The organism is Amylibacter sp. SFDW26, assembly GCF_009184395.1.
In the GTDB taxonomy this organism is placed as follows: Bacteria; Pseudomonadota; Alphaproteobacteria; order Rhodobacterales; family Rhodobacteraceae; genus Amylibacter.
Genome location: NZ_WEIC01000001.1, coordinates 818,719 through 840,598, shown reverse-complemented (window position 1 = coordinate 840,598; position 21,880 = coordinate 818,719). Strand labels below are relative to the sequence as shown.

The following is a 21,880-nucleotide window of genomic DNA, read 5'->3' as shown; positions in this document are numbered from 1 at the left end:
TTTAATGGATATTCATGAATATCAAGCAAAAGAAATTTTAAAGGATTTTGGCGTTACTGTCCCTGCGGGCGGTTTGGCCTATAGCCCAGAACAGGCTGCATACCGTGCGCGTGAAATGGGTGGCGATAAGTGGATCGTAAAAGCACAGGTTCATGCTGGTGGTCGCGGTAAAGCAGGCGGCGTGAAAGTTTGCTCAAACGATGTGGAAATTCAAGAAGCGGCAGCTTCTATGTTGGGCAAGAAGTTGGTAACGCACCAAACTGGCCCAGAAGGTAAAGGTGTTTACCGTCTATACGTAGAAGCAGGCGTTCCAATTGATCGCGAAATCTATTTGGGTTTTGTGTTGGATCGTACATCCCAACGTATTATGATTGTTGCTTCTTCTGAAGGCGGCATGGATATTGAGGAAATATCTGAAAAGAAACCAGAATCCATTGTGCGCGCGACGATTGATCCTGCTGTTGGATTGGTTGAATTTCAAGCGCGCGAAATTGCTTTCAAACTTGGTATTGAGCCAGCTTTGACGCAGCATATGGTGCGTACTTTGATGGGGTGCTTCCGTGCATTCCGTGATCGTGATGCGACGATGGTTGAGATTAACCCATTGGTGGTGACAACAGATAACCGTGTAATTGCATTGGATGCGAAAATGACATTCGATGATAACGCATTGTTCCGTCACCCACAAATTTCTGAGTTGCGCGACAAAAGCCAAGAAGATCCACGCGAAAGCCATGCTGCTGACCGCGGTTTGAGCTATGTTGGCTTGGACGGTAACATTGGTTGTATCGTGAATGGTGCGGGTCTTGCTATGGCAACAATGGACACGATTAAATTGTCTGGTGGCGAACCTGCAAACTTCTTGGACATTGGTGGTGGTGCTACACCTGAACGTGTTGGTAAAGCGTTCCGTTTGGTGCGCTCTGATGCCAAAGTTGAAGCTATTTTGGTAAATATCTTTGCAGGTATCAACCGTTGTGACTGGGTTGCTGAAGGTGTGGTTCAAGCATTGCGCGATGAACCGATTGATATCCCTGTAATCGTGCGTTTGTCAGGTACAAACGTTGAAGAAGGTCAAAAAATCCTTGCTGAAAGTGGCTTGCCGATTATTCGCGCATCCACATTGAAAGAAGCGGCTGACCGTGCGGTATCTGCATGGAAAGGCGACAAAGCAAACAAAGTAGAAGTGAAGGCCGTATAAGATGAGCATTTTAATTAACGATGATACGAAAGTATTGGTTCAAGGTATCACAGGTCGTATGGCGCAATTTCACGCCAAAGAAATGATGGAGTACGGAACGAACGTAGTTGCAGGTGTAACACCTGGCAAAGGTGGCGAAGTTGTAGAAGGCATTCCTGTATTCAACACTGTGAAAGAAGCTGTTGAAGCGACTGGCGCAGAAGCAAGCCTTGTATTTGTACCGCCACCCTTTGCTGCGGACAGTATTATGGAAGCAGCAGACGCTGGTATCAAATATTGTGTTTGTATTACAGACGGTATTCCAGCCCAAGATATGATGCGTGTTAAGCGTTATATGAAGCGTTATAAAGCTGAAAACCGTATGGTTCTAACGGGCCCAAACTGTGCAGGTACAATTTCACCAGGCAAAGGCTTCTTGGGTATTATGCCACCGCACATCTATAAAGAAGGTCCAGTTGGTATTGTTGGTCGCTCGGGTACGCTTGGCTATGAGGCTGCATCGCAGTTGAAAGAGCTTGGTATTGGTGTGTCTACCAGTGTTGGTATCGGTGGCGACCCTATAAATGGTTCCTCGTTTCGTGATATTTTGGAATTGTTCGAGAACGACCCGAAAACAGAAGTGATTGCTTTGATCGGTGAGATTGGTGGGCCGCAAGAAGCGGAAGCTGCTGAGTACATCCGTGATCATATGAAAAAACCTGTTGTGGCTTACATCGCAGGTTTGACTGCACCTAAAGGTCGCACAATGGGGCATGCGGGCGCGATTATTTCCGCGTTTGGTGAAAGTGCCAGTGAGAAAGTAGAGATTTTGTCTGCTGCTGGTGTGACCGTAGCAGAACATCCATCTGTGATTGGCGAAACTATTGCCAGCATAATGTAAATCTAGAAAAGGGATTGGAACATGTCTAATAAACCAAAAGTGCTTGTCACATGTCGCTGGCCAAGTGCGGTAGAAAAGCGTTTGGTCGAAAATTATGATGTCACGATGTGTGATGCGCGTGTTCCAATCTCTCAATCTGGATTTCGTGAAGCATTTTCGCGTTTCGATGCGATCTTGCCAACTGTGACAGATAAAATCACAGACGAAGCTTTTCAATTGAGCAATCCAACAACAAAAATCGTTGGTAATTTTGGTGTTGGCTACAGCCATATCAATACGGATGCTGCAAAAGCCGCAAATATTATGGTGACGAATACACCTGACGTTTTATCTGACTGTACTGCTGATTTGACATTGACCTTGATGTTAATGGCTGCACGCCGCGCAGGTGAAGGAGAGCGTGAATTACGTCAAGGGCAATGGCGTGGGTGGCAACCTACGCATTTGCTTGGCACGCGTATGACTGGAAAAACGTTGGGCATCATTGGTTTTGGACGTATTGGTCAAGAAGTGGCAAAACGTGCACATTATGGTTTTGGAATGAAAGTTGTCTTTTATAACCGTTCTGCAATCAACCCAGAAATTACAATTAAAACAAATGCGATGCAGGTCTCATCAGTTGATGAACTGTTAAAGCGTTCTGATTTCGTTTCCTTGCATTGCCCAGGTGGTGATGGCAACAAGCATATGATTGGGAGAGAGCAGCTCGAATTGATGAAGAACGATGCTTTTCTGATCAATACAGCACGCGGAGAAGTGATAGATGAGCCTGCTTTGGTGGATGCATTGAAGTCTAATAAAATCGCAGGGGCAGGTTTGGATGTGTTTGATGGGGAACCGAACATATCAAAAGAGTTTTTTGATTGTGAAAACGCAGTACTTTTACCTCATTTGGGCAGTGCTACACGAGAAACGCGCGAAGCTATGGGGTTTCGCGTATTAGATAATCTGTCTGACTTTTTTGCGGGACGTGAACCCAAAGATAGGGTTGCTTAAGGCTATTTTGCCCGTTGTACCATGCCAAATAGATCCCGAGGGTCATCAGGGTCTGCAAGCATGTCTAACTCTTCATATAGATCAGTGCCTTGCAGTTTATCCTTCACATATCGTAAAGCTGAAAAATCCTCGATTGCAAAACCGACACCATCAAATAATGTGATTTGACGATCATCAGTTCTGCCTTTCGCAGTACCATTGATAACCTCCCACATTTCAGTAACTGGGAAATCTTCGGGCATTTGCTGAATGTCACCTTCAATTCGTGTTTGCGGCGGATATTCTACAAAGACATCTGAACGTGTCAGAATGTCTTTGTGTAGTTCAGTTTTACCAGGACAGTCACCGCCAATTGCATTGATGTGTACACCAGCGCCGACCATATTATCGGTCAGAATTGTTGCATATTGTTTATCGGCTGTGCAGGTAGTGATGATATGAGCACCTTCAATGGCTTCTTCGGGTGTTTTACAAGCTGTTAAAGTGACCCCTTTGTTCGCTAGGTTTCGCATGGCTTTATCCGTTGCGGCCGCGTCAATGTCATAAAGGCGTATATGTTCAATCCCAACAATGGCTTTCATTGCTAAAGCTTGGAATTCTGATTGTGCGCCGTTCCCGATGAGCGCTAATGTTTTTGCACCTTTTGGTGCTAGATGTTTGGCAACCATTGCAGACGTTGCTGCTGTGCGTAGAGCAGTTAATACTGTCATTTCAGATAACAATACAGGATAGCCAGATGCTACATCTGCAAGCAATCCAAACGCTGTGACTGTTTGAAGACCTGTTTTTGTATTACTTGGATGCCCATTCACATATTTAAACCCGTAAACTTCACCATCTGATGTTGGCATTAGTTCAATCACACCTTCGGCAGAATGAGATGCAACACGTGGCGTTTTATCAAACAGTTCCCAACGACGAAAATCATCTTCGACATATCCCGCCAATTCTTTGAGTGTTTCTTCAATACCAGTACGCCAGATTAGTTTCATCATGTTATCAACACTGACAAAAGGGACATAAGCGAGTTTGGATGGGGTGGGTGCAGTCATTTTCAATCTTTCATTATATTTTACGCGAAGACAGGTGAATACCAACGATCATGCAACGCACAGAGCCGCCAGCGGTTTATATTGTTGGGAAAGACAGTATCTGGTGTGCCCTTAGAACCATCTTCTTGAAATATATGTACAGTGATGCCACGACCCTCTAACTTCATAACCGCGTCATCAAACTCTTTGCGGGTTTGATTTACTATATCTGCCGCTGCTCCTATTACAGCCGTTTGAAAACTATTATCAGCTAAGGTTTCTGGTTTCGGTACGAATTTATGTGGTCTTATCATGATAACGGATGAAGGTGCTTGTAGAGACATCAAAAGCTCCGTGTATAACGATCAAAGATACGCCGGCCGAGCAATGAAGCAGTCAGATCAACTATTAAGGATGCTGTGCGGCCGCGCTCATCAAGGAAGGGGTTCAATTCGACAAGGTCAAGTGAAGTGACCAAGTTACTTTCATGTAAGATTTCCATCACATGATGGGCTTCACGAAATGTAGCGCCACCAGGTACCGTTGTGCCAACAGCGGGTGCAATAGACGGGTCAATGAAATCAACGTCCAATGATACATGCAGCATACCATTGGCGGCGGATACTTTCTTTAAAAATGCTGCGAGGGGCCGTGCGATGCCGTGCTCGTCTATGGCGCGCATGTCCACCGCTGTCATTTCACTGCCTGCTATGGCTTCTTTTTCCGGAATGTCTACAGACCGAAGGCCGATCATGCAGATATTTTCGGCTGGAACAGGGTGTGTCATTGGGGAAAAGGCATCAAAACCGTCTAGGCCAGAAATATATCCAAGTGATGTTCCGTGCAAATTACCAGAGTCTGTAGTTAGTGGGGTGTGCAAATCCGTATGTGCATCCAACCATAAAACAAATAATGGACGCCCCTGAGTTGCTGCATAATCAGCAACACCTGCTACTGAGCCAATTGATAAAGCATGATCACCACCTAGAAAAATAGGAAAGCCTTTTGATACCAATTTATTAGATGTTGATCTTAAAGTATCAGACCATGCAATTGTTTCCGCCAATGAATGAACCAATTCGTTGGCGCATGATGCATCTATTTGCGGAGCAGGTGCTACGTTACCGATGTCTTCAACCGTATACCCTAATTTAGTAATGGTATCAGCGATTTCAGCCGTACGATATGCATCTGGCCCCATAAGGCAACCTTTGCGATGCTTTCCGCTATCGACTGGTGCGCCAATAAGTATGCAGTGTCTGTTTTTCATCCATATCGCCTTTTGGATTTTGATACATTTGGAAAATCTCACCAAGATGATATGGATAATAGTCATTAAATTGTATAAAATGAGCATCAATATATCAAATCGAAAGGTAATATATACAAAATGGATAGTCGCGATCGTCAAATCATCTCGGAATTGCGACGCGATTCTAGGATGTCTTTATCTGATCTTTCTGATGTCATTGGCCTGTCACGTGTGACTGTACGCTCACGCCTTGATCGTTTGGTCAGTGAGGGAACTATATTGGGGTTTACGGTGATCCTAAAAGAGGACACTCAACGTAGCCCAGTGAGGGGGTTGACGATGTTGGCGATCGAAGGGATTGGTGCTGATAGAATTAAACGCCAATTGGGTGGTCTATCTGCTGTTCAGGCTATTCATGCAACGAATGGAAAGTGGGATTTAATTTTGGAACTTGGTACTGAGACACTTGAAGGTTTAGATGAAGTCTTATCGCGTATTCGACGCATTGATGGGGTTATGTCTAGCGAAACAAATTTACTTTTGGCTACGAAAATGTCGACAAAAGCTTAAAATGGGTAGGGGAAGCAGAAAAATATCTGCTTTCCTCTTTATTGTTTTACACAGATGCAGTTAAGCCGCCATCAACGCGCAAGTTTTGACCAGTCACATAACTAGATGCGTCTGTTGCTAGAAATGCAACTGTTTCGGCCAATTCGCGTACTTTCGCATAACGGCCAGCAGGAATACGGGCCACGCGATCTGGTTTCTCTGGCAAGCTGTCGATGAAACCTGGCAAGATGTTGTTCATACGAATGCCTTCTGCGGCATATTTCGTGCTGAACAATTTTGTAAATGTTGCCAAGCTTGCACGGAAGATTGCAGATGTTGGAAAGTCAGGATCGGGTTCGAACGCTGCGAATGTTGAGATGTTCACGATAGAACCAGAACCCTGTTTTTGCATGATCGGCAGCACCATACGTGTGATACGGACGACATTCATATAATAAACATCCAAACCGATATGCCAATTTTCATCTGTGATATCCATGATCGGGCCGTTTGGGCCATGGCCTGTACAATTGATCACAGCATCAATGCGACCGAAACGGTTCATAGCAGCATCCACAAAAGCTTGTAAGTCTTCAACAACTTGGTTTGAGCCAGTAAAGCCAAGGCCACCTAATCCTTTGCCAAGGGCTTCACCTTTGCCTGAGGAAGACATAACAGCAACATCATACCCGATTTCAGACATCTTCTTTGCAGTATCGGCACCAATACCGCTTCCGCCACCAACGATTAATGCAACTGGTTTATTTAACATATCTTAGCCCTCCTTTTGGGACGCTGTTTTTTCATTCAGGTTTAATTGTGCAAGGCCACTGTTGCCCAATTCTATCGCTGCGAAAGGGCCGCCGTGGCACATGTTTCCGAAATCTGTTGTATTCAAAGTACCAGCTTGTGCGAACATTTCTTCTGCGAATTGTTCGGCATTGTCTTTTGGGCGATATCCAATAAAGCTTGCCTTGGCATTATCAACAGGTGCGCGATCATTATTTGAAACCCCATAAATAATTGAAAAACCACAAACTGGTGTTGTCACACAACGTTCCACCAAATGAGCCAAGTCAGGGTAAGACAACCATGATCCAACCGCACGTGGGTTGGTCACATTTGCGCAAGATAGAATGCGCATACAGATGGATTCAACACCGCGTTTGTCCCAATATAAGCTTGCTAAATCCTCAGAGAAACATTTTGCAAGGCCATAGAATGTATCTGGACGGTGTGGTGCATCTGTGCCGATAAATTCGTTCTTAGGATGCATACCAACAGCATGGATGGAACTGGCATAAACTACGCGGCGTACACCGTTGCGATAGGCAGCCTCCCAAATGTTATAAGCACCGATAATATTTGGCCCAAGGATCGTCTCAAAAGTAGATTCATCGCCATAGGCGCCAAAATGAACAACCATATCAGCGCCTTTAAGCAGTTCCACAATTTCATCAAGATTTGTCAAATCGGCTTTGACATATGTTTCATTAGGCAGAATGTTCTCAACATTATCAACCAAATCAGTTGAGACGAACTCATCCGCTAATTTTGCAACATGTTCGCGAAGATAAGACCCAAGACGGCCCGCTGCGCCTGTTAAAACGATTTTTTTCATAATTGGACTCATTTTTCTTTTGGTGTGAGTTTTGAAACACTGACCGCAATACGGTCCATAGCTTCGTTTAGAACATCTTCGGATGTCGCTGTGGAAATCCGAAAGAAAGGGGAAAGGTCATAAGCTGAACCAGGAACAGAAGCTACTTTTGCATCCTTTAGGATGTAATCAGCAAAAGCGACATCATCTGATATCACATCACCTTTTGGGGTCACAGCACCTATATAAGCTGCGCAGCCGATATAGGCATAGAAAGCCCCGCCTGGTGCATCCAATGTCAGCCCATTGGTTTCGGCCACTCTATCCACGATCAGGTTGCGGCGTTTTTCAAAGGCTTTGTTGAACATTCGCACATCATGTTGCGGGCCATTCAAAGCAGCAGTTGCTGCGGCTTGGGCGATAGAGCACGCACCAGAACAAATCTGTGATTGCACTTTGACCATGGCATTGATTAATCCAACTGGACCAGCACCATATCCAATGCGCCAACCTGTCATGGCGTAGGCTTTGGAAACGCCATTCACGATTAGAGTTTGATCACGCAGGTTTGGGTTTGCATCGGTAAAAGATGTGAATGTTTGCCCGTCAAACAGGATGTGTTCATAGATTTCATCAGACATAACCAAAAGGTTTGGGTGTTTTGCAATAACGGCCCCCAATGCTTTTAACTCTTTTGGGGTATATATTGCGCCAGATGGGTTAGACGGTGAATTGATCAACAACCAACGTGTTTTTGGCGTAATTGCAGCCTCTAACATCTGTGGTGTCAGGCGAAACCCACTTTCAGCGGAACAAGGCAGAACTGTTGGTGTACCACCCAAGATCAAAACAATATCTTTATATTGGCCAAAGTATGGGGCGCATAACAGAACTTCGTCACCTGTTTCTAATGTTGCCATAAAAGCGTTGAACAAGACCTGTTTTGCACCGTTTGAAACGATAATTTCGTCAGGCGTATATGTTTGATTGTTCTCACGCGCCAATTTGGCGACCACAGCATTTTTCATATCCGCTGTACCACCCGTTGGTGGGTAACGTGTTTGACCTGACTTTGCAGCGTCATAAGCCGCTTGGATAATATGAGCTGGTGTATCAAAATCAGGCTCACCCAGGCCAACATCAATAACGTCATGACCTTCGGCCTTTAACGCTTTCGCATTTTGACTGACTGCGGCAGATGCAGATGGTTTCACAGGTGTTAGGCGTGAAGAGGCGTAATTCATTTCATGTCCTTTTTAACACTTGCCAAAAGCGCCTCTGAACTGCGTGCCAAAAGGGCTGTGTCCATGCCGCAAGCCACAAATGTAAAGCCATCATTCAGTAATTTAGCTGCGAAAGCGGGATCAAGAACTAGGGTACCAACAGGGATACCTTTATCCATTAGTTTTTGGGCAACAGGCAAAATATTATTCCAGACCTCTTGGTCCATTGGTTTGCCGATTTTACCAAGGTCTGCTGCAATATCGGAGGGGCCAAAGAAAACACCATGAACGCCGTCAACATTGGCAATTTCTTCTGCATTGTTTAAAGCTTCAATCGTTTCCAATTGCAGGATGATTGTCGTTTCTTCCTCAATGCGTTGGAAATAATCCGTAATCCGTCCAAATTTTGCAGCACGTGTCGAACCACTGACACCGCGTACACCACGAGGGGGATAACGTGTTGCTGCTACAGCGTTTTTGGCTTCTTCAACATTTTGAACCATCGGGAAGACCAAGCCATTTGCACCAATATCTAACAAACGTTTGACTTTGACGGTATCGTTCCAATCTGGGCGAACAAGAGCGGTCGTTGGATAAGCTTCAAATGCTTGAAGTTGAGATAAGACAGAATGATAATCGTTTGGTGAATGTTCCATATCAACCACAACCCAATCATAACCCGCGCTTGCGATGATCTCGGCCGCGAAATTATTGCCATATCCCACCCAAAGACCAATTTGTTTTTCGCCCTTTTTAATGGCTTGCGTGAATGGATTTACAGGAAGTTTCATCAAATCACGGCCTTTTCAATAAAGGGTTCATTTTTCACTATGCGGCTATAATCAAAGACAGATAAGTCGAGTGTGCGATATTCACCGTATGTTAAAAGCTCAGCTACACCGCGGCCCATAGCCGGGGATTGTTGTAAGCCATGACCAGAGTCGCCATTTAGAAAGTAAAAATTTCCAACCTGATTATGATGACCAAGGATCATGTTGTGATCAAAGACGTTATACGCGTAGTGGCCAGCCCATTCATTCGTAACCTTAATAGCTTCAAACTGTGGAATGCGTGCCGCCAAGGTTGGCCATATGTGGTCCTGCCATAAATTATGATCCATCTCAAAATCGTCGTAATCTACTGCAGGATCATAATCAGCGTGACCACCAGCCTGATAGTTGTTTGCACCTTCTTGACGGACATGCACCCCAGATGGATCGATTGTCAAAGGCAAGGGACGATCGAGTTTATCTTCGGTGTCAAAAATCCAAGTGAAGCGTTTGCGTGGTTCCACAGGGATCGTAATACCAGCCATTTTTGCGGTTTCAATTGCGCGTGCACCAGAACAATTTACAACTTTACCACAGGATATGACTTCGCCAGACTTCAAGGTAATACTTTCAACACGAGTGCCGGCTGTATTCTTTGTCATACTTACAGTCTCGTTTGTGATGTATTCCACACCGCGCTCACGGGCAGATTTACGCCACCAATCGAAAACCGTTATGGAATCCCAATATCCTTCATCAATAAGGTTTAAGCTACCTAAAACGATGTCATCGACATTATAGAATGGGTAGGCAGCTTTTATCTTTTCTGGTGTTAATAATTTTGTACCAGCGCCTGCGGCCGCTTGGATAGCGTGGCTTTCGCGTAAAATATTTGCAAAACCTTCTGTATCCGCCAAATACATATATCCAAAATTTTGTATTTTCAGATCCGGCACACGGTGGTCATTACCCATGTATTGGCGTAGATTTTTCACAAAATCAGCAGCGAATTGTGAGCACTTAACATTTATTTCACTGCTAAACTGTTGGCGCATACAGCTGTTGGTCGCTCCAGTGCAGGAATACTGATAACTTGGGTCTTTTTCGACCACAAGTACGCTACCATCAAAATCGGGATTGTCTGATAAGAACCATGCTACTGAAGCCCCCATAATGGCGCCACCGACGATGACAACGTCATAATTGGTTTTAGCAGGTGCTTGCAACGATATGATTTTGCTTATCATAAAGCTTCTCCCTTTTTAACTGTATTAAGAATATCTGCGATATCGGCATCTGGCATACCGTAATCATTTTTTGCTACTTTGGCAGAAATATACCCCCTTACAAGGTCTCTGTGTACAAGTTTTGCATCACGATCAGATGGGTTGCCGTAACCAGCACCACCTGGGAAAGCCATCATAACGCGGCGACCATGGGCTACGAATTGCTTGCCCTTGCCATTCATTTTAGTGCCATCGTCTTGGATAATAACTGTTGGCGCACCATTTTGACCACCTTGGCGACCGCGTGCAGGGTGATCAACACGGTCAAACATGGCTTGTATGTCGAACTCGTGCCCTTCACGCGCCCCAACTTCCATATATTGCCCCAATCCACCACGTTGTGCACCTGCGCCACCGCTGTCTGGACGTAACTCTTTGCGCCAAATGATGACTGGGCCTGCATGTTCAGTTGCTTCGACTGGCATAGTCATAACACCTGATGGGAATGCTGTGGCATTCAAACCATCATGCAGGGGACGCGCACCAGAACCACCAGAGTTGAATGTCAAAACTTCTGAGCGAACAGCGTCTTCAGGGGCTGGTGCATCCATACGTGGGCGCAACGACACTTGGAAGTTACACAAACAACCAGCACCTTCGGCAGGAACGGTATTTGGTAAAATTTTGTCCAGAGCATCATAAACTGTGTCAGGTACGAAGTGACCAACTATATGGCGTAATGCAACGGGTGCAGGATGTAGCGCATTCACAATAGAATTCTCTGGGGCTGTGATTTCAAATGGTGCGAGTGATGCTGCATTGTTTGGAATTTCTGGCGCGATTGCGCATTTCAATGCATAACAAGCATAAGCTTTTGCATAGACCAATGGGCAGTTAATCCCTTTTTTATCCAAGCCTGATGATCCTTCGAAATCCGATAGGATACGATCCTCCTCAATCGTCAGTTTCACTTTTAATGTGATCGGCTCGCTAAAGCCATCAACTGTCATTTCGCCTGTTGCCTCTTTGCGTGGCAGACCCGCGATACGTTCGATTGTGGCGCGGCGTGAATTTTCAAGAATGAATGTACCGATACCATTTAGATCATCCAACTCGAATTCTTCCATCATATCGATCAAACGGCGGTGGCCAATTTCGTTACATGTTGTCAAAGCATAGATGTCACCGATCAACTGATCTGGTTCACGCACATTGCCGCGAATGATTGAAACAAGCGTCTTGTCTACTTCACCGCCTGCTGCGAATTTCATGATCGGAATATAAAGACCTTCTTCATAAACACTTGCTGCATCAGCACCAAAACCACGCCCGCCAATATCAACGATGTGGGCAGTACACGCAAAAAAGCCAACGAGCGCATCATTATGAAAAGATGGTGTTACCATAGTGATGTCATGGAGGTGGCCTGTGCCTTCCCAAGGGTCATTGGTAATGTAAACATCACCTTGCATGATATTTTGGCGACCAATGCGGCGGATGAAGTGCGCTACAGCATCTGCCATAGCGTTCACGTGACCTGGTGTGCCTGTCACCGCTTGAGCCAGCATGTTGCCTTTGGTATCATAAACACCAGCAGACAAATCGCCCGCTTCACGAACAGATGTCGAAAACGCTGTACGAACCAAGGCTTGTGCTTGTTCCTCTACAACTGAAATCATGCGGTTCCACATGACCTGATAGGCGACGTTTGAATGTTCTTTTGCCATTATTCTATTCCACTTCAGGTTCTTACAACGACATCGATGCAGCCGTCAGGTTGACGAATGGCTGTACGGCTTGCTGGTACAATGATTGTTGTTTCTTCTTCGGTGATCGCAGCAGGGCCTTTGGCTTCTGCGCCATTTGCCATTTGTTTGCGCAAAACAACCGATGCTTCTAAGTAAGCCGCTTGTGCTGGATCAAACATCTGACGCTGTTTATCTACGTCTGCGGTCATTTTTGCGGATAAAGTTGTGACAGGCGCAACCTTTTCAGCTGGCGTTGTGGCGTTAACAGACCAAACAGTGATCTCGATATCTAGGCCTTCGACTGGGCGACCAAAGAGTTTTGTATAATCCTCTTCGAACAGACGTTCAAATGTATCTACGTCTGGGTTCATTGCTTGTTCTTCAGTTAAGATAATTGGGATTTCCCAACCCTGACCAGAGTAGCGCATGTACACTTTAAACTCTGATAAAATTTCAGCACTTGCATCACAGTTGCGTACAAATCCATTAGATTCTGCTTTTAAATCTGTCAAAAGGTTCTGGATCTTGCTGCCGTTGAAGTCAGACAGTTTCATATAAACAGAGCGATTTGCCTCAAAGCTGAATGGAGCACGTAAAAAACCAATCGCAGAGCCAACGCCAGCACCAGGTGGTACTAACAGACGCTCAACACCTAGTTTTTCGCATAGGCGTGCGGCATGCAATGGTGCAGCGCCGCCAAACGCGATCATTGTATATTCGGAAAGGTCTTCGCCATTTTCTACCGCGTGAACACGTGCAGCATTTGCCATGTTTTCATCCACAACTTCGGCCAAACCAAACGCAGCTGTTTGTGCATCCATGTCCAATGTTTTACCAAGTACTGCTTCCAAAGCGGCAGCGGAGTTTTTTGTGTGAAGTTGGATTGAACCACCCGCAAAATTATCTGGGTCAAGTTTACCCAAAACAAGGTCGGCATCTGTCACTGCAGGTTTTTCGCCGCCACGACCATAACAAGCAGGGCCAGGTTCTGAACCTGCAGATTCTGGACCGACACGGATTTGGCGCATGCTATCTAGATGTGCTAAAGAGCCACCACCAGCGCCGATTTCGACCATATCAATGACAGGGATTGATATTGGCATACCAGAGCCTTTTTTGAAGCGGTATGTACGTGCAACTTCAAACACGCGGCTTGTTTTTGGAGTTTGGTTTTTAATCAAACAAATTTTTGCTGTTGTACCGCCCATATCGAATGACAGCACTTTATCCAAGTTATAACGTGCTGCAATGTTGGCAGCGAAAACTGCACCACCTGCAGGACCAGATTCAACAAGACGCACAGGGAAATCCGCGGCGCTTTCGATAGAAATTATACCGCCACCAGAGTGCATGAGGAAGATTTTACAAGTCACGCCTTCATTATTTAGACGGCCTTCAAGACGGCCCAAGTAGCTTTTCATCAAAGGTTTGATATATGCGTTTGCAACCACTGTATTGAAACGTTCATATTCGCGCATCTGAGGGGAAACTTCAGAAGATAGCGAAACCATAACGTCTGGCAGTTTTTCTGTCAGCACTTCACGTACCATTTTTTCGTGTTCATCGTTTAGATACGAATGTATCAAGCCAACGGCGACACTCTTATATCCAGCTTCGGCGATTTGATCGACGACGGCTTCTACCTTAGCGCGGTCTAGATCAATCAACACGTTGCCTTTCGCATCAACACGCTCTTCTACTGTGTAACGCATCTGACGTGGCAACAACGGTTCTGGTAGATTTAGGTTTAAATCATATTGCTCAAAACGCGACTCCGTGCGCATCTCAATAACATCCCGGAACCCCTGTGTTGTGATTAGGGCCGTCTTTGCACCACGACGTTCAATCAATGCGTTTGTCGCTAACGTTGTGCCATGAATGATTTGTTGAATATCAGATGGCATAATGCCAGCTTTGTTACAGACCAGATGCATACCATCAATGATTGCATTCTCAGGAGCAGCATATGTTGTTAGGACTTTGGTAGAAAACTGTTCTGCGTCAATTTCCAAAACAACATCGGTAAATGTACCGCCGATGTCTACGCCCAAACGAATTGATGATTTATGCATTTGTGATTCCGCTCTCTTTCACATGAAGCTAATGCGAACACGTTGGAGTATTTGTTTGATAAGAGCAAATTACTTTATTGGATGTATTGTATAATAAAAATTTATCCTACTTTGTTGTTGTAAACTACATATCAGAGTATCGGTAAAATAAATATCATACTGGAATAATTGCTTCGCGGGAAAAATCGATTGCGTAGTTTTTTGCAATGTCGCTTGCAATTTTTGCTGCACTTGCCACGAATTTAGCGGATTTATCAGCATCATAGCGTGCTAAGAAATGAGATGGTTCTGGCGTCCAGTCATATTGAACTTGTATCAGTTCACCATTCTTCAATTCTTTTGCCACCATGACATCAGGCATAATCCCAATCCCCATGCCATTCATGGTCATATAAAGGCATGCTGCTAAATTGCTAGATGGAACCAACCGTGCCGAGAGATCGCGGCGCATTGCAAAATGTTGCGTGATTTCTTCAAAAGAATGCGTAACACGTGAATGGGTCAAGATTGGATGTTTCACGATATCTTCTATACCCATTTTTCTGGAGGTATCGATGTTTAATTCTGGTGATGCGACCCATATCATTGGGTATGTTCCCAAGTCTGCCGATCCAGATGTTTTTCCTTTGAAAGGACCGTATTGCAAAGCTAGATCTAGGGACCGTTCTGATAATTCTTTTTCTAGATTTATAGATAAATCTACATTGAGTTCGACGCTGATTTTTGGAAATTGGTCGTTTAAAGCTTTTAAGAAATCATTCAGCCATGTGTGCACAACCATTTCTGTAACGCCTAAACGTAAAACTCCATCGAAAAGAGATGTGTTATCCGCGGCTTCGATAAAGCTTTCAGCTTCTCGTATAACTTGCCTAGCATGTATAAGAAGGTGTTGTCCTTTTGTTGTTAGCCTGACAGATCCTGCATCGCGTTCCATAAGGATAACATTCAGATTTGTTTCTAAAGCTGAGATGCGCGAAGAAATATTTGGCTGGGTGGTATTCAACCTATCAGCTGCGCCGCGGAAGCTGCCCAAGTCAGCAACCCAAATAAAGGCTTCTAGTTGTTTTAAGTTTATATGCAATGGGTGTCCGATGCTGCTTTTCAATGAGTTTGAATAGTCGTTTTAAAATAGTGGCGCTTTGAAAATAATTGCAACCATTGAAAAGTTGTAAATCAATATATTTATATATTACCTTTATATAACAAGCTATTATATTAATTTATTACAGCCGTATTCTTGGCGTGATGTTTGGTTTTTAGCATCGCTATGCATTTATTGCATATCAAATATGGCGAGATATGCGTTGTTTGTATTGCTTCAAGTTTCTATTTCTTTTTTATGAAAAGCAAAATGCTAATATCACTATTGAGGCTAAAATGACTACGAAAATCGGATCTAGAAAGATATTCGGTATATGCATCTTTCAAGTTGCAGCCATGCTTTCAATACTTGCTGTTACAGAATTGGTTCTTGATTTATCAGGTGTTCGTGCAGGGCAGAAATTATCTTTGGTAAAAACGATGTCTAAAGATAAAATGCCCAAAAGATCTACTGTGGTATAGCAGCCCGAATAATCAGGCTGCTAAAATTTAGTTCCCGTATGCTAGGGCTGGTAGCCACGTGGTCAGTTCCGGGAAAAAGAACACAATCGCCAGACCGGTTATCTGTAACAATACAAATGGGATAACACCTTTGTAGATATGGCTGAGACTGATTTCAGGTGGGCAAACGCCCTTTAGGTAGAATAGCGCAAAACCTACAGGAGGGGTCAAGAAAGAGGTTTGTAGCGTCACAGCCACCAAAATCGCAAACCATACAATTGATGGATTATCCACGATGCCATAACCTTCTACAGCAATGTCCAAACCAAGGATAACCGGAAGCATGAGGGGCATAATAATTAACGTGATTTCAATCCAATCCAACAAGAAACCCAATAAGAAGATGATGAACAAGATAAAGCAGATTACCATATATGGGTTATCAAACGATCCTAAAACCATGTTTTCGATAATTTCATCACCACCAAAACGGCGTAAAATAAAGGCAAAGAAATTAGCTGCAATGAAAATACCAACAATGTAACCAGAGGTGTTAAGTGTTTGGCGCATTACGTCTTTAAACACTTTCAAGTTCAAGTTACGTGCTGCGAGTGCTAGTAGAGTAGCGCCCATAGCGCCTAAACCAGAGGCCTCTGTAGGTGTTGCGAGCCCAAAAAAGATCGAGCCAAGCACCAATAAGATAAGTGCCATTGGTGGTACAACTGACAACGCAACATCACGGACAACTTTCATTGTAACCGGTTCGCGGTTTTCTGGAAGCGGCATAGCAGAAGGGTTGATTAGGCCATATACGATGATGAATATGATGTATAAAGCACCAAGAATTAATCCTGGGAAGAGGGCGCCCATGAACAAGTCGCCTAGACTAATCGCCAGCTGGTCTGACATTATAACAAGCATAATAGATGGTGGGATTAAAATACCTAAAGTACCCGAAGCGGCAATCGTGCCGGTTGCGATAGGTTTTGCGTAGTTCTGGTTCATCATGGTTGGAATGCCCATCACACCCAATAGAACTACTGATGCGCCAATCACACCTGTTGAGGCAGCAAGTATGATGCCAATAAGCATTACAGCAAGTGCAAGACCACCCTTTAGAGCGCCAAAAAGTACCTGCATAGATTTCATCATACGCTGTGCAACGCCAGACTGGTCCAGCATTAGTCCCATGAAAATAAACATTGGTAGGGCAACGAGCACTGGATTCTTGATAATACCACCAAAGAAACGACCGCCGTTTGCAAATAGTTTTACATAGGTGATGCCAGTGCGATCAAATTCGATATAGGTGTTGATGGTTTTTCGGAAGGGATCCAAAAGAAATTCACCAACCATAGCAAAGATCAGGCTAACACCGACAAGTGCAAAGGCCACAGGGATGCCACGAAATAACATAATAATGAACGTGCCAAACATAAGCAGCACCATCCATTGGTTCATGTCTAAAAGAGCACCGAATAGTGATAGAATTTCCATAAATTTATACTTTCGCTGCGTTCTTACGGTTCATGATAAAACTGATCATAATCACGAAGGCCATAAAGCCGACTGCTAACCATGTAGAGTTTTCCAGTAGTGGTTCTCTTGAAATACGCCTTGGGTTTAGGTCTGGTTGTGTAATGCGCACGATCCACCATAGGCCGTAATGGATCAAACGCTCTGAAATAAATAAGATAGCAGGGGCCGCAGCAATAAAGAGACGCCACATTTTTGGGTTCATGAATTGCATCATATTGCGGTACATGACAGACCATGCAGCAATACCAGATAAAATGAAGATCACAGGCATAGCCATTTTCAAAAGATAAAGCCTGTGTAAGCCGTTTGCACTGTCTGATCCTTCGCCAGCTTTCCAAGAGGCATATGCGTAGTGGATCATAATATCAGACATAATCACAAGAAATGGCAGTAATAGCCAGCCAATTGCAAACACTTCTATACGGGCTTTACGTTCAGGAGAATAATTTTGGTGAAGGATATCAACACGAACATGGCTGTCTGTTGTAATGGCATATCCAAATCCAACAATCATAGCCAAGCCATACATCCACCATTGTGCATCGTCTAACCAAGCTTGGTTAAAACCGGCTTTACGAATAATGACCTGCGTAACGATTGCTACCATGAGAATAGGGAATATCCATGCAACTATATTGCCAACATTGATCATCAATCGGTCACCCCAAAGATGATTTTCGCGGTTCTTTTCTCCTGGATCAGAAATTGCGATCGATTGCTCAGCAATCTCTAGTGTTCTATCAGGCATTTAAAGCTGCGCCTCCCAATGTATTCGTGAAAAAAGGGCGGCTATAATCGCCGCCCTTTAATTAATAGATGACTGAATTAGTCACGTGGTAGGTAGATTTGAGACCAAACTTTATAACCTGCACGGTATTCTTGCAAATCGTCCCATACTTCTTTGAAGAATGGATCATCAGCAGCCAGTTCAGCAGCAACTTCATTCCAGTTTGATTGGAACGCATCAAGAATTTCAGGAGACCAGCGTTTGATTGTTACGCCATTCTTTTCTGTGTTCTCAACCATCGCAGCAAAGTTTGTTGCTTCGCCTTCAGCTAAGTTTGTTGTGATGTTTGCCAAGCAAGCTGTTTCGATTTGGTTTTGTGCTTTTTCGCCAAGACCTTCGTAAACATCTTTGTTGATGATCAACTCAAACAATGTTGATGGTTGGTGCCAGCCAGGGAAGTAGTTGTATTTTGCAATTTTGTGGAAGCCCAAACGAGCGTCAATTTTCGGCATTGAGAATTCTGTCGCATCAATTGCGCCACGCTCAAGTGCTGGGAAAATATCAGAGGCACCTAATAGGGACGTTGATACGCCTAGCTTATCCATAACTTTAGCGCCAAGGCCAAAGAAACGCATGTTCAACCCTTTAAGGTCTTCGACTGTGTTGATTTCTTTTTTGAACCAGCCTGATGTTTCTGGCGCGATGATCCCACAAGGTAATGTTTTTACGTTATAACCATTGTCGTCATACATTTGTTGCCAGTATTTCGCACCATCATCATACAAAATCCAACCTAAAAACTCACCAGCTTCTGGGCCAAAAGGCACAGCTGCAAATAATGATGCCGAATTTAGCTTACCTTGCCAATAGCCAGATGTTGCATAAGCAGAGTCAACAGAACCGTTTGATACGGCATCAAGTGCTTCCAATGTTGGAACCAATTTACCTGGATCGAAGTGTTCAAATTCTACTTCTTCGGAAATGCCATTCATCTTTGCGACGAAATCCAATGCAGCCGTTCCTAAAATTGGTAGATTTTGTGGGAATGATGATGTCATTTCAATTGTTTGTTGCGCGCTAGCCGTGCCCGCAATCATTGTAGCGCCTACAAGTGCGCCAGTTATAGTTTTCTTCATTACTTCCTCCCAAAAGTGTGCTTTTACAGCGGTGATTCCTAAGCTTTTGCTTAGGTGCAACTCAATGTATACGTTAATTGCATTGAATTGGTCAACAATAGTAACCAAACACAACATTCTTTCTTATGCAAGATATTCAAACAATATAGGTATAAACACGTAGCTAGAGTTTTTCAGATACAACGGCCTCCATCAACTTCCATACAAACGCCAGTGATCATACTTGCTTCATCGGAACATAGGAAACATGCGGCAGCCCCCATATCTTCGGGTGTGGAAAAGCGACCAATTGGTATCGTTGAAATGAATTTAGCACGTATTTCGGGTGTATCTTCCCCCATGAAAGATTTTAATAATGGTGTTTCTCCTGCAACGGGGTTGATGGCATTTACACGCACACCTTCTGGTGCCAATTCAATGGCCATTGATTTCGTTGCTGTAATCATCCAACCCTTTGAACAATTATACCAACTTAAACGGGGGCGAGGACTAATGCCTGCTGTAGAAGCCACATTTAAGATCACACCTGCCTTGCGCGATTTCATGTGTGGAACAATATGCTTTGCGGTTAGAAAGACGGATTTAGTATTTACGGCAAGAACGTTATCAAAGTCTTCTTCGCTTACGTCTTCCATTGTTGATGGAAGATGCGTAATGCCAGCATTGTTTACGAGTATGTCAATATGATCAAAAACATCTAATGCTGTTGTGGCAAGTTGTGCTACGTCTTTATTGACGGCCATATTTGCCGCAAAGGCCATCGCTCTGTTGCCGAGTTGATTTGCCGCTGCTTGTGCTGCATTGCCATTGATGTCTGCGATCATAACATGGGCGCCTTCATCAATAAATTTTTGCGCAATTCCCAGACCAAATCCTGACGCGCCGCCTGTCACAATGGCTGTTTTACCCTCTAATCTCATATGTCTCTCCTTAACCGTGGTAGGCTGCAACTGTTTTTAATTTAGTGAAGCCATATAAAGCTTCGAAGCCTTTTTCGCGGCCATGCCCTGATTTCCCAACGCCACCAAAGGGAAGCTCAACACCACCACCTGCGCCGTAATTGTTGATAAAAACTTGGCCAGACCTGATTGCTTTTGCTGTTCGCATCTGGCGTGCTCCGTCCTGTGTCCAAACAGAAGCAACCAACCCATAATCAGTCCCATTTGCTATTGCCAAAGCCTCGGTTTCATCTTCAAATGGGATAACAACCTGTATTGGCCCAAAGATTTCATCTTGTGCAAGGCAATGAGTGCAATCATGCGATGCAAATAATGTTGGCACAGCATACGATCCACCTAATGGCGCATCGGCAATAATTTTTCCTGATGCAATTTTTTCTAAATCGCTGCCTTTTTCAATAAAGCCATCGACAATTTTTTTCTGACGTTGTGAAATAAGTGGCCCAACATCTAGATCCGATAAAGCAGGCCCAATTTGTAAAGCGTTATAGCGGTCTGCCATAAGTGATAGTACTTCTGCATACCGTGATTTTTGTACTAATATGCGCGATGATGCTGAGCACGTTTGCCCTGCATTTTGAATGCCTGCATTCACGAGAAAGGGTAATGCGGCCTCTAAATCAGCATCTTCGAACACCAATTGAGGTGACTTCCCACCCAATTCTAACGTGACAGGTACAATATTTTGGGCCGCTGCTGTTTGTATTAAGCTACCTACGTCAACCGATCCGGTGAATGAGATATGTTCAACATTTTTATGGGATGAGAGTGCTGCACCTGCTTCTGCGCCTAAACCTGGGATTATATTGATGGCGCCAGAAGGTATGCCGACTTGCATCGCCAGATCACCAAAAGCTAATGCGGTTAAACAGGCTTCTTCTGCTGGTTTTAAGACAGCAGCATTACCAGCTGCTAAAGCTGCGCCCACTGAACGGCCAATAATTTGCATTGGATAATTCCAAGGAACTATATGTCCTGTTACACCATGGGGTTCTCGTAACGAATAAACTGTGTATCCGTCTAAATATGGAATTGTCGTTCCATGCAACTTATCCGCAGCACCGCCATAAAATTCCATGTAACGCGCCAATGCGATAACATCTGCGTGTGCTTGTTTTAGTGGTTTACCGACATCTAAGGCCTCTAGATGTGCTAATTCATCTACTTTTGTCAGAACAAGACGTCCAAGCTCTAACAGCATACGCCCACGTTCAGGTGCAGCCATACGACCCCATTCACCATCCAAAGCGGATCGAGCGGCTGAAACACCTGCATCTATGTCGCCCGATTGTCCACGTGCAATGTTACATAATTCTTCTCCAGTTGATGGGTTTATCAACGGAATATAGTCCCCATTTTGAGGCGAGACCCAATTTCCACCAATAAGGCATTTGGTTGGATCAAACCAAATGTAATCTTTCAATGTCAT

Annotated in this window: 21 protein-coding genes; 5 read left to right on the top strand and 16 right to left on the bottom strand. The window is 44.3% G+C overall.

What is annotated here, in order from left to right; translation table 11 throughout:
* Positions 1-4: 4 nt before the first annotated feature.
* The 3 genes from F9L33_RS04240 to F9L33_RS04230 are packed head-to-tail and all read left to right on the top strand — an operon-like array spanning position 5 to position 3,077.
* A complete protein-coding gene (locus F9L33_RS04240) occupies positions 5-1,201 on the top strand; it encodes a malate--CoA ligase subunit beta (protein WP_152141481.1) in 1,197 nt (398 codons plus the stop codon).
* A gap of 1 nt (position 1,202) precedes the next feature.
* Positions 1,203-2,081, top strand: coding sequence for a succinate--CoA ligase subunit alpha (gene sucD, locus F9L33_RS04235; protein WP_152141480.1), 879 nt, complete (start codon positions 1,203-1,205; stop codon positions 2,079-2,081).
* A gap of 21 nt (positions 2,082-2,102) precedes the next feature.
* Positions 2,103-3,077 (top strand): D-glycerate dehydrogenase, encoded by a 975-nt coding sequence (locus F9L33_RS04230; protein ID WP_152141479.1) that lies wholly within the window; start codon positions 2,103-2,105, stop codon positions 3,075-3,077.
* Between the two features lie 2 nt (positions 3,078-3,079).
* On the opposite strand, the gene F9L33_RS04225 is transcribed toward F9L33_RS04230, so the two are convergent.
* The 3 genes from F9L33_RS04225 to rocF are packed head-to-tail and all read right to left on the bottom strand — an operon-like array spanning position 3,080 to position 5,378.
* The gene (locus F9L33_RS04225) at positions 3,080-4,129 is read right to left on the bottom strand and encodes an ornithine cyclodeaminase (protein WP_152141478.1); all 1,050 of its coding nucleotides are present in this window, start codon (positions 4,127-4,129) and stop codon (positions 3,080-3,082) included.
* 20 nt (positions 4,130-4,149) lie between these two features.
* Entirely contained in the window at positions 4,150-4,452 is a 303-nt protein-coding gene (locus F9L33_RS04220) for an arginine deiminase-related protein (protein WP_152141477.1), read from the bottom strand.
* Complete coding sequence (gene rocF / locus F9L33_RS04215; RefSeq protein WP_152141476.1) at positions 4,452-5,378, bottom strand: arginase; 927 nt, start codon at positions 5,376-5,378, stop codon at positions 4,452-4,454. The genes F9L33_RS04220 and rocF overlap by 1 nt, the downstream gene beginning before the upstream one ends.
* A gap of 120 nt (positions 5,379-5,498) precedes the next feature.
* On the opposite strand from rocF, the gene F9L33_RS04210 reads away from it, so the two are divergent.
* Complete coding sequence (locus F9L33_RS04210) at positions 5,499-5,930, top strand: Lrp/AsnC family transcriptional regulator (protein WP_152141475.1); 432 nt, start codon at positions 5,499-5,501, stop codon at positions 5,928-5,930.
* A 46-nt stretch (positions 5,931-5,976) separates the two neighbouring features.
* Here F9L33_RS04210 and F9L33_RS04205 read toward each other — a convergent pair whose 3' ends face one another.
* From F9L33_RS04205 to F9L33_RS04170, 8 genes are all read right to left on the bottom strand, one after another.
* Positions 5,977-6,681 (bottom strand): SDR family oxidoreductase, encoded by a 705-nt coding sequence (locus tag F9L33_RS04205; protein ID WP_152141474.1) that lies wholly within the window; start codon positions 6,679-6,681, stop codon positions 5,977-5,979.
* Between the two features lie 3 nt (positions 6,682-6,684).
* Positions 6,685-7,530, bottom strand: coding sequence for an NAD(P)-dependent oxidoreductase (locus F9L33_RS04200; RefSeq protein WP_152141473.1), 846 nt, complete (start codon positions 7,528-7,530; stop codon positions 6,685-6,687).
* 8 nt (positions 7,531-7,538) lie between these two features.
* A complete protein-coding gene (locus tag F9L33_RS04195) occupies positions 7,539-8,753 on the bottom strand; it encodes a pyridoxal phosphate-dependent aminotransferase (RefSeq protein ID WP_152141472.1) in 1,215 nt (404 codons plus the stop codon).
* Positions 8,750-9,523 carry an HpcH/HpaI aldolase/citrate lyase family protein gene (locus F9L33_RS04190; protein WP_152141471.1) on the bottom strand — a complete coding sequence of 258 codons (774 nt, stop codon included), beginning with the start codon at positions 9,521-9,523 and terminating at the stop codon, positions 8,750-8,752. Before F9L33_RS04190 ends, F9L33_RS04195 begins: the two co-directional genes overlap by 4 nt.
* Positions 9,523-10,749 carry an FAD-binding oxidoreductase gene (locus F9L33_RS04185; RefSeq protein WP_152141470.1) on the bottom strand — a complete coding sequence of 409 codons (1,227 nt, stop codon included), beginning with the start codon at positions 10,747-10,749 and terminating at the stop codon, positions 9,523-9,525. The genes F9L33_RS04190 and F9L33_RS04185 overlap by 1 nt, the downstream gene beginning before the upstream one ends.
* Complete coding sequence (locus tag F9L33_RS04180) at positions 10,746-12,455, bottom strand: hydantoinase B/oxoprolinase family protein (protein WP_152141469.1); 1,710 nt, start codon at positions 12,453-12,455, stop codon at positions 10,746-10,748. Before F9L33_RS04180 ends, F9L33_RS04185 begins: the two co-directional genes overlap by 4 nt.
* Before the next feature lie 14 nt (positions 12,456-12,469).
* Positions 12,470-14,548: a hydantoinase/oxoprolinase family protein gene (locus tag F9L33_RS04175; RefSeq protein ID WP_152141468.1), complete on the bottom strand. Its 2,079-nt coding sequence runs from the start codon at positions 14,546-14,548 to the stop codon at positions 12,470-12,472.
* Positions 14,549-14,702: 154 nt separating this feature from the next.
* The gene (locus tag F9L33_RS04170; RefSeq protein ID WP_152141467.1) at positions 14,703-15,629 is read right to left on the bottom strand and encodes a LysR family transcriptional regulator; all 927 of its coding nucleotides are present in this window, start codon (positions 15,627-15,629) and stop codon (positions 14,703-14,705) included.
* A 296-nt stretch (positions 15,630-15,925) separates the two neighbouring features.
* Here F9L33_RS04170 and F9L33_RS04165 point away from each other — a divergent pair, with 296 nt between their 5' ends.
* Entirely contained in the window at positions 15,926-16,111 is a 186-nt protein-coding gene (locus F9L33_RS04165; protein ID WP_152141466.1) for a hypothetical protein, read from the top strand.
* A gap of 27 nt (positions 16,112-16,138) precedes the next feature.
* Here F9L33_RS04165 and F9L33_RS04160 read toward each other — a convergent pair whose 3' ends face one another.
* From F9L33_RS04160 to F9L33_RS04140, 5 genes are all read right to left on the bottom strand, one after another.
* Entirely contained in the window at positions 16,139-17,587 is a 1,449-nt protein-coding gene (locus tag F9L33_RS04160; RefSeq protein WP_152141465.1) for a TRAP transporter large permease subunit, read from the bottom strand.
* Positions 17,588-17,591: 4 nt separating this feature from the next.
* Positions 17,592-18,377, bottom strand: coding sequence for a TRAP transporter small permease subunit (locus F9L33_RS04155; RefSeq protein WP_152141464.1), 786 nt, complete (start codon positions 18,375-18,377; stop codon positions 17,592-17,594).
* 77 nt (positions 18,378-18,454) lie between these two features.
* Complete coding sequence (locus F9L33_RS04150) at positions 18,455-19,492, bottom strand: TRAP transporter substrate-binding protein (protein ID WP_152141463.1); 1,038 nt, start codon at positions 19,490-19,492, stop codon at positions 18,455-18,457.
* A 173-nt stretch (positions 19,493-19,665) separates the two neighbouring features.
* On the bottom strand, positions 19,666-20,412 hold the full coding sequence (locus F9L33_RS04145; protein WP_152141462.1) for an SDR family oxidoreductase: 747 nt from the start codon (positions 20,410-20,412) through the stop codon (positions 19,666-19,668).
* Between the two features lie 10 nt (positions 20,413-20,422).
* On the bottom strand, positions 20,423-21,880 hold the full coding sequence (locus F9L33_RS04140; protein WP_152141461.1) for an aldehyde dehydrogenase family protein: 1,458 nt from the start codon (positions 21,878-21,880) through the stop codon (positions 20,423-20,425).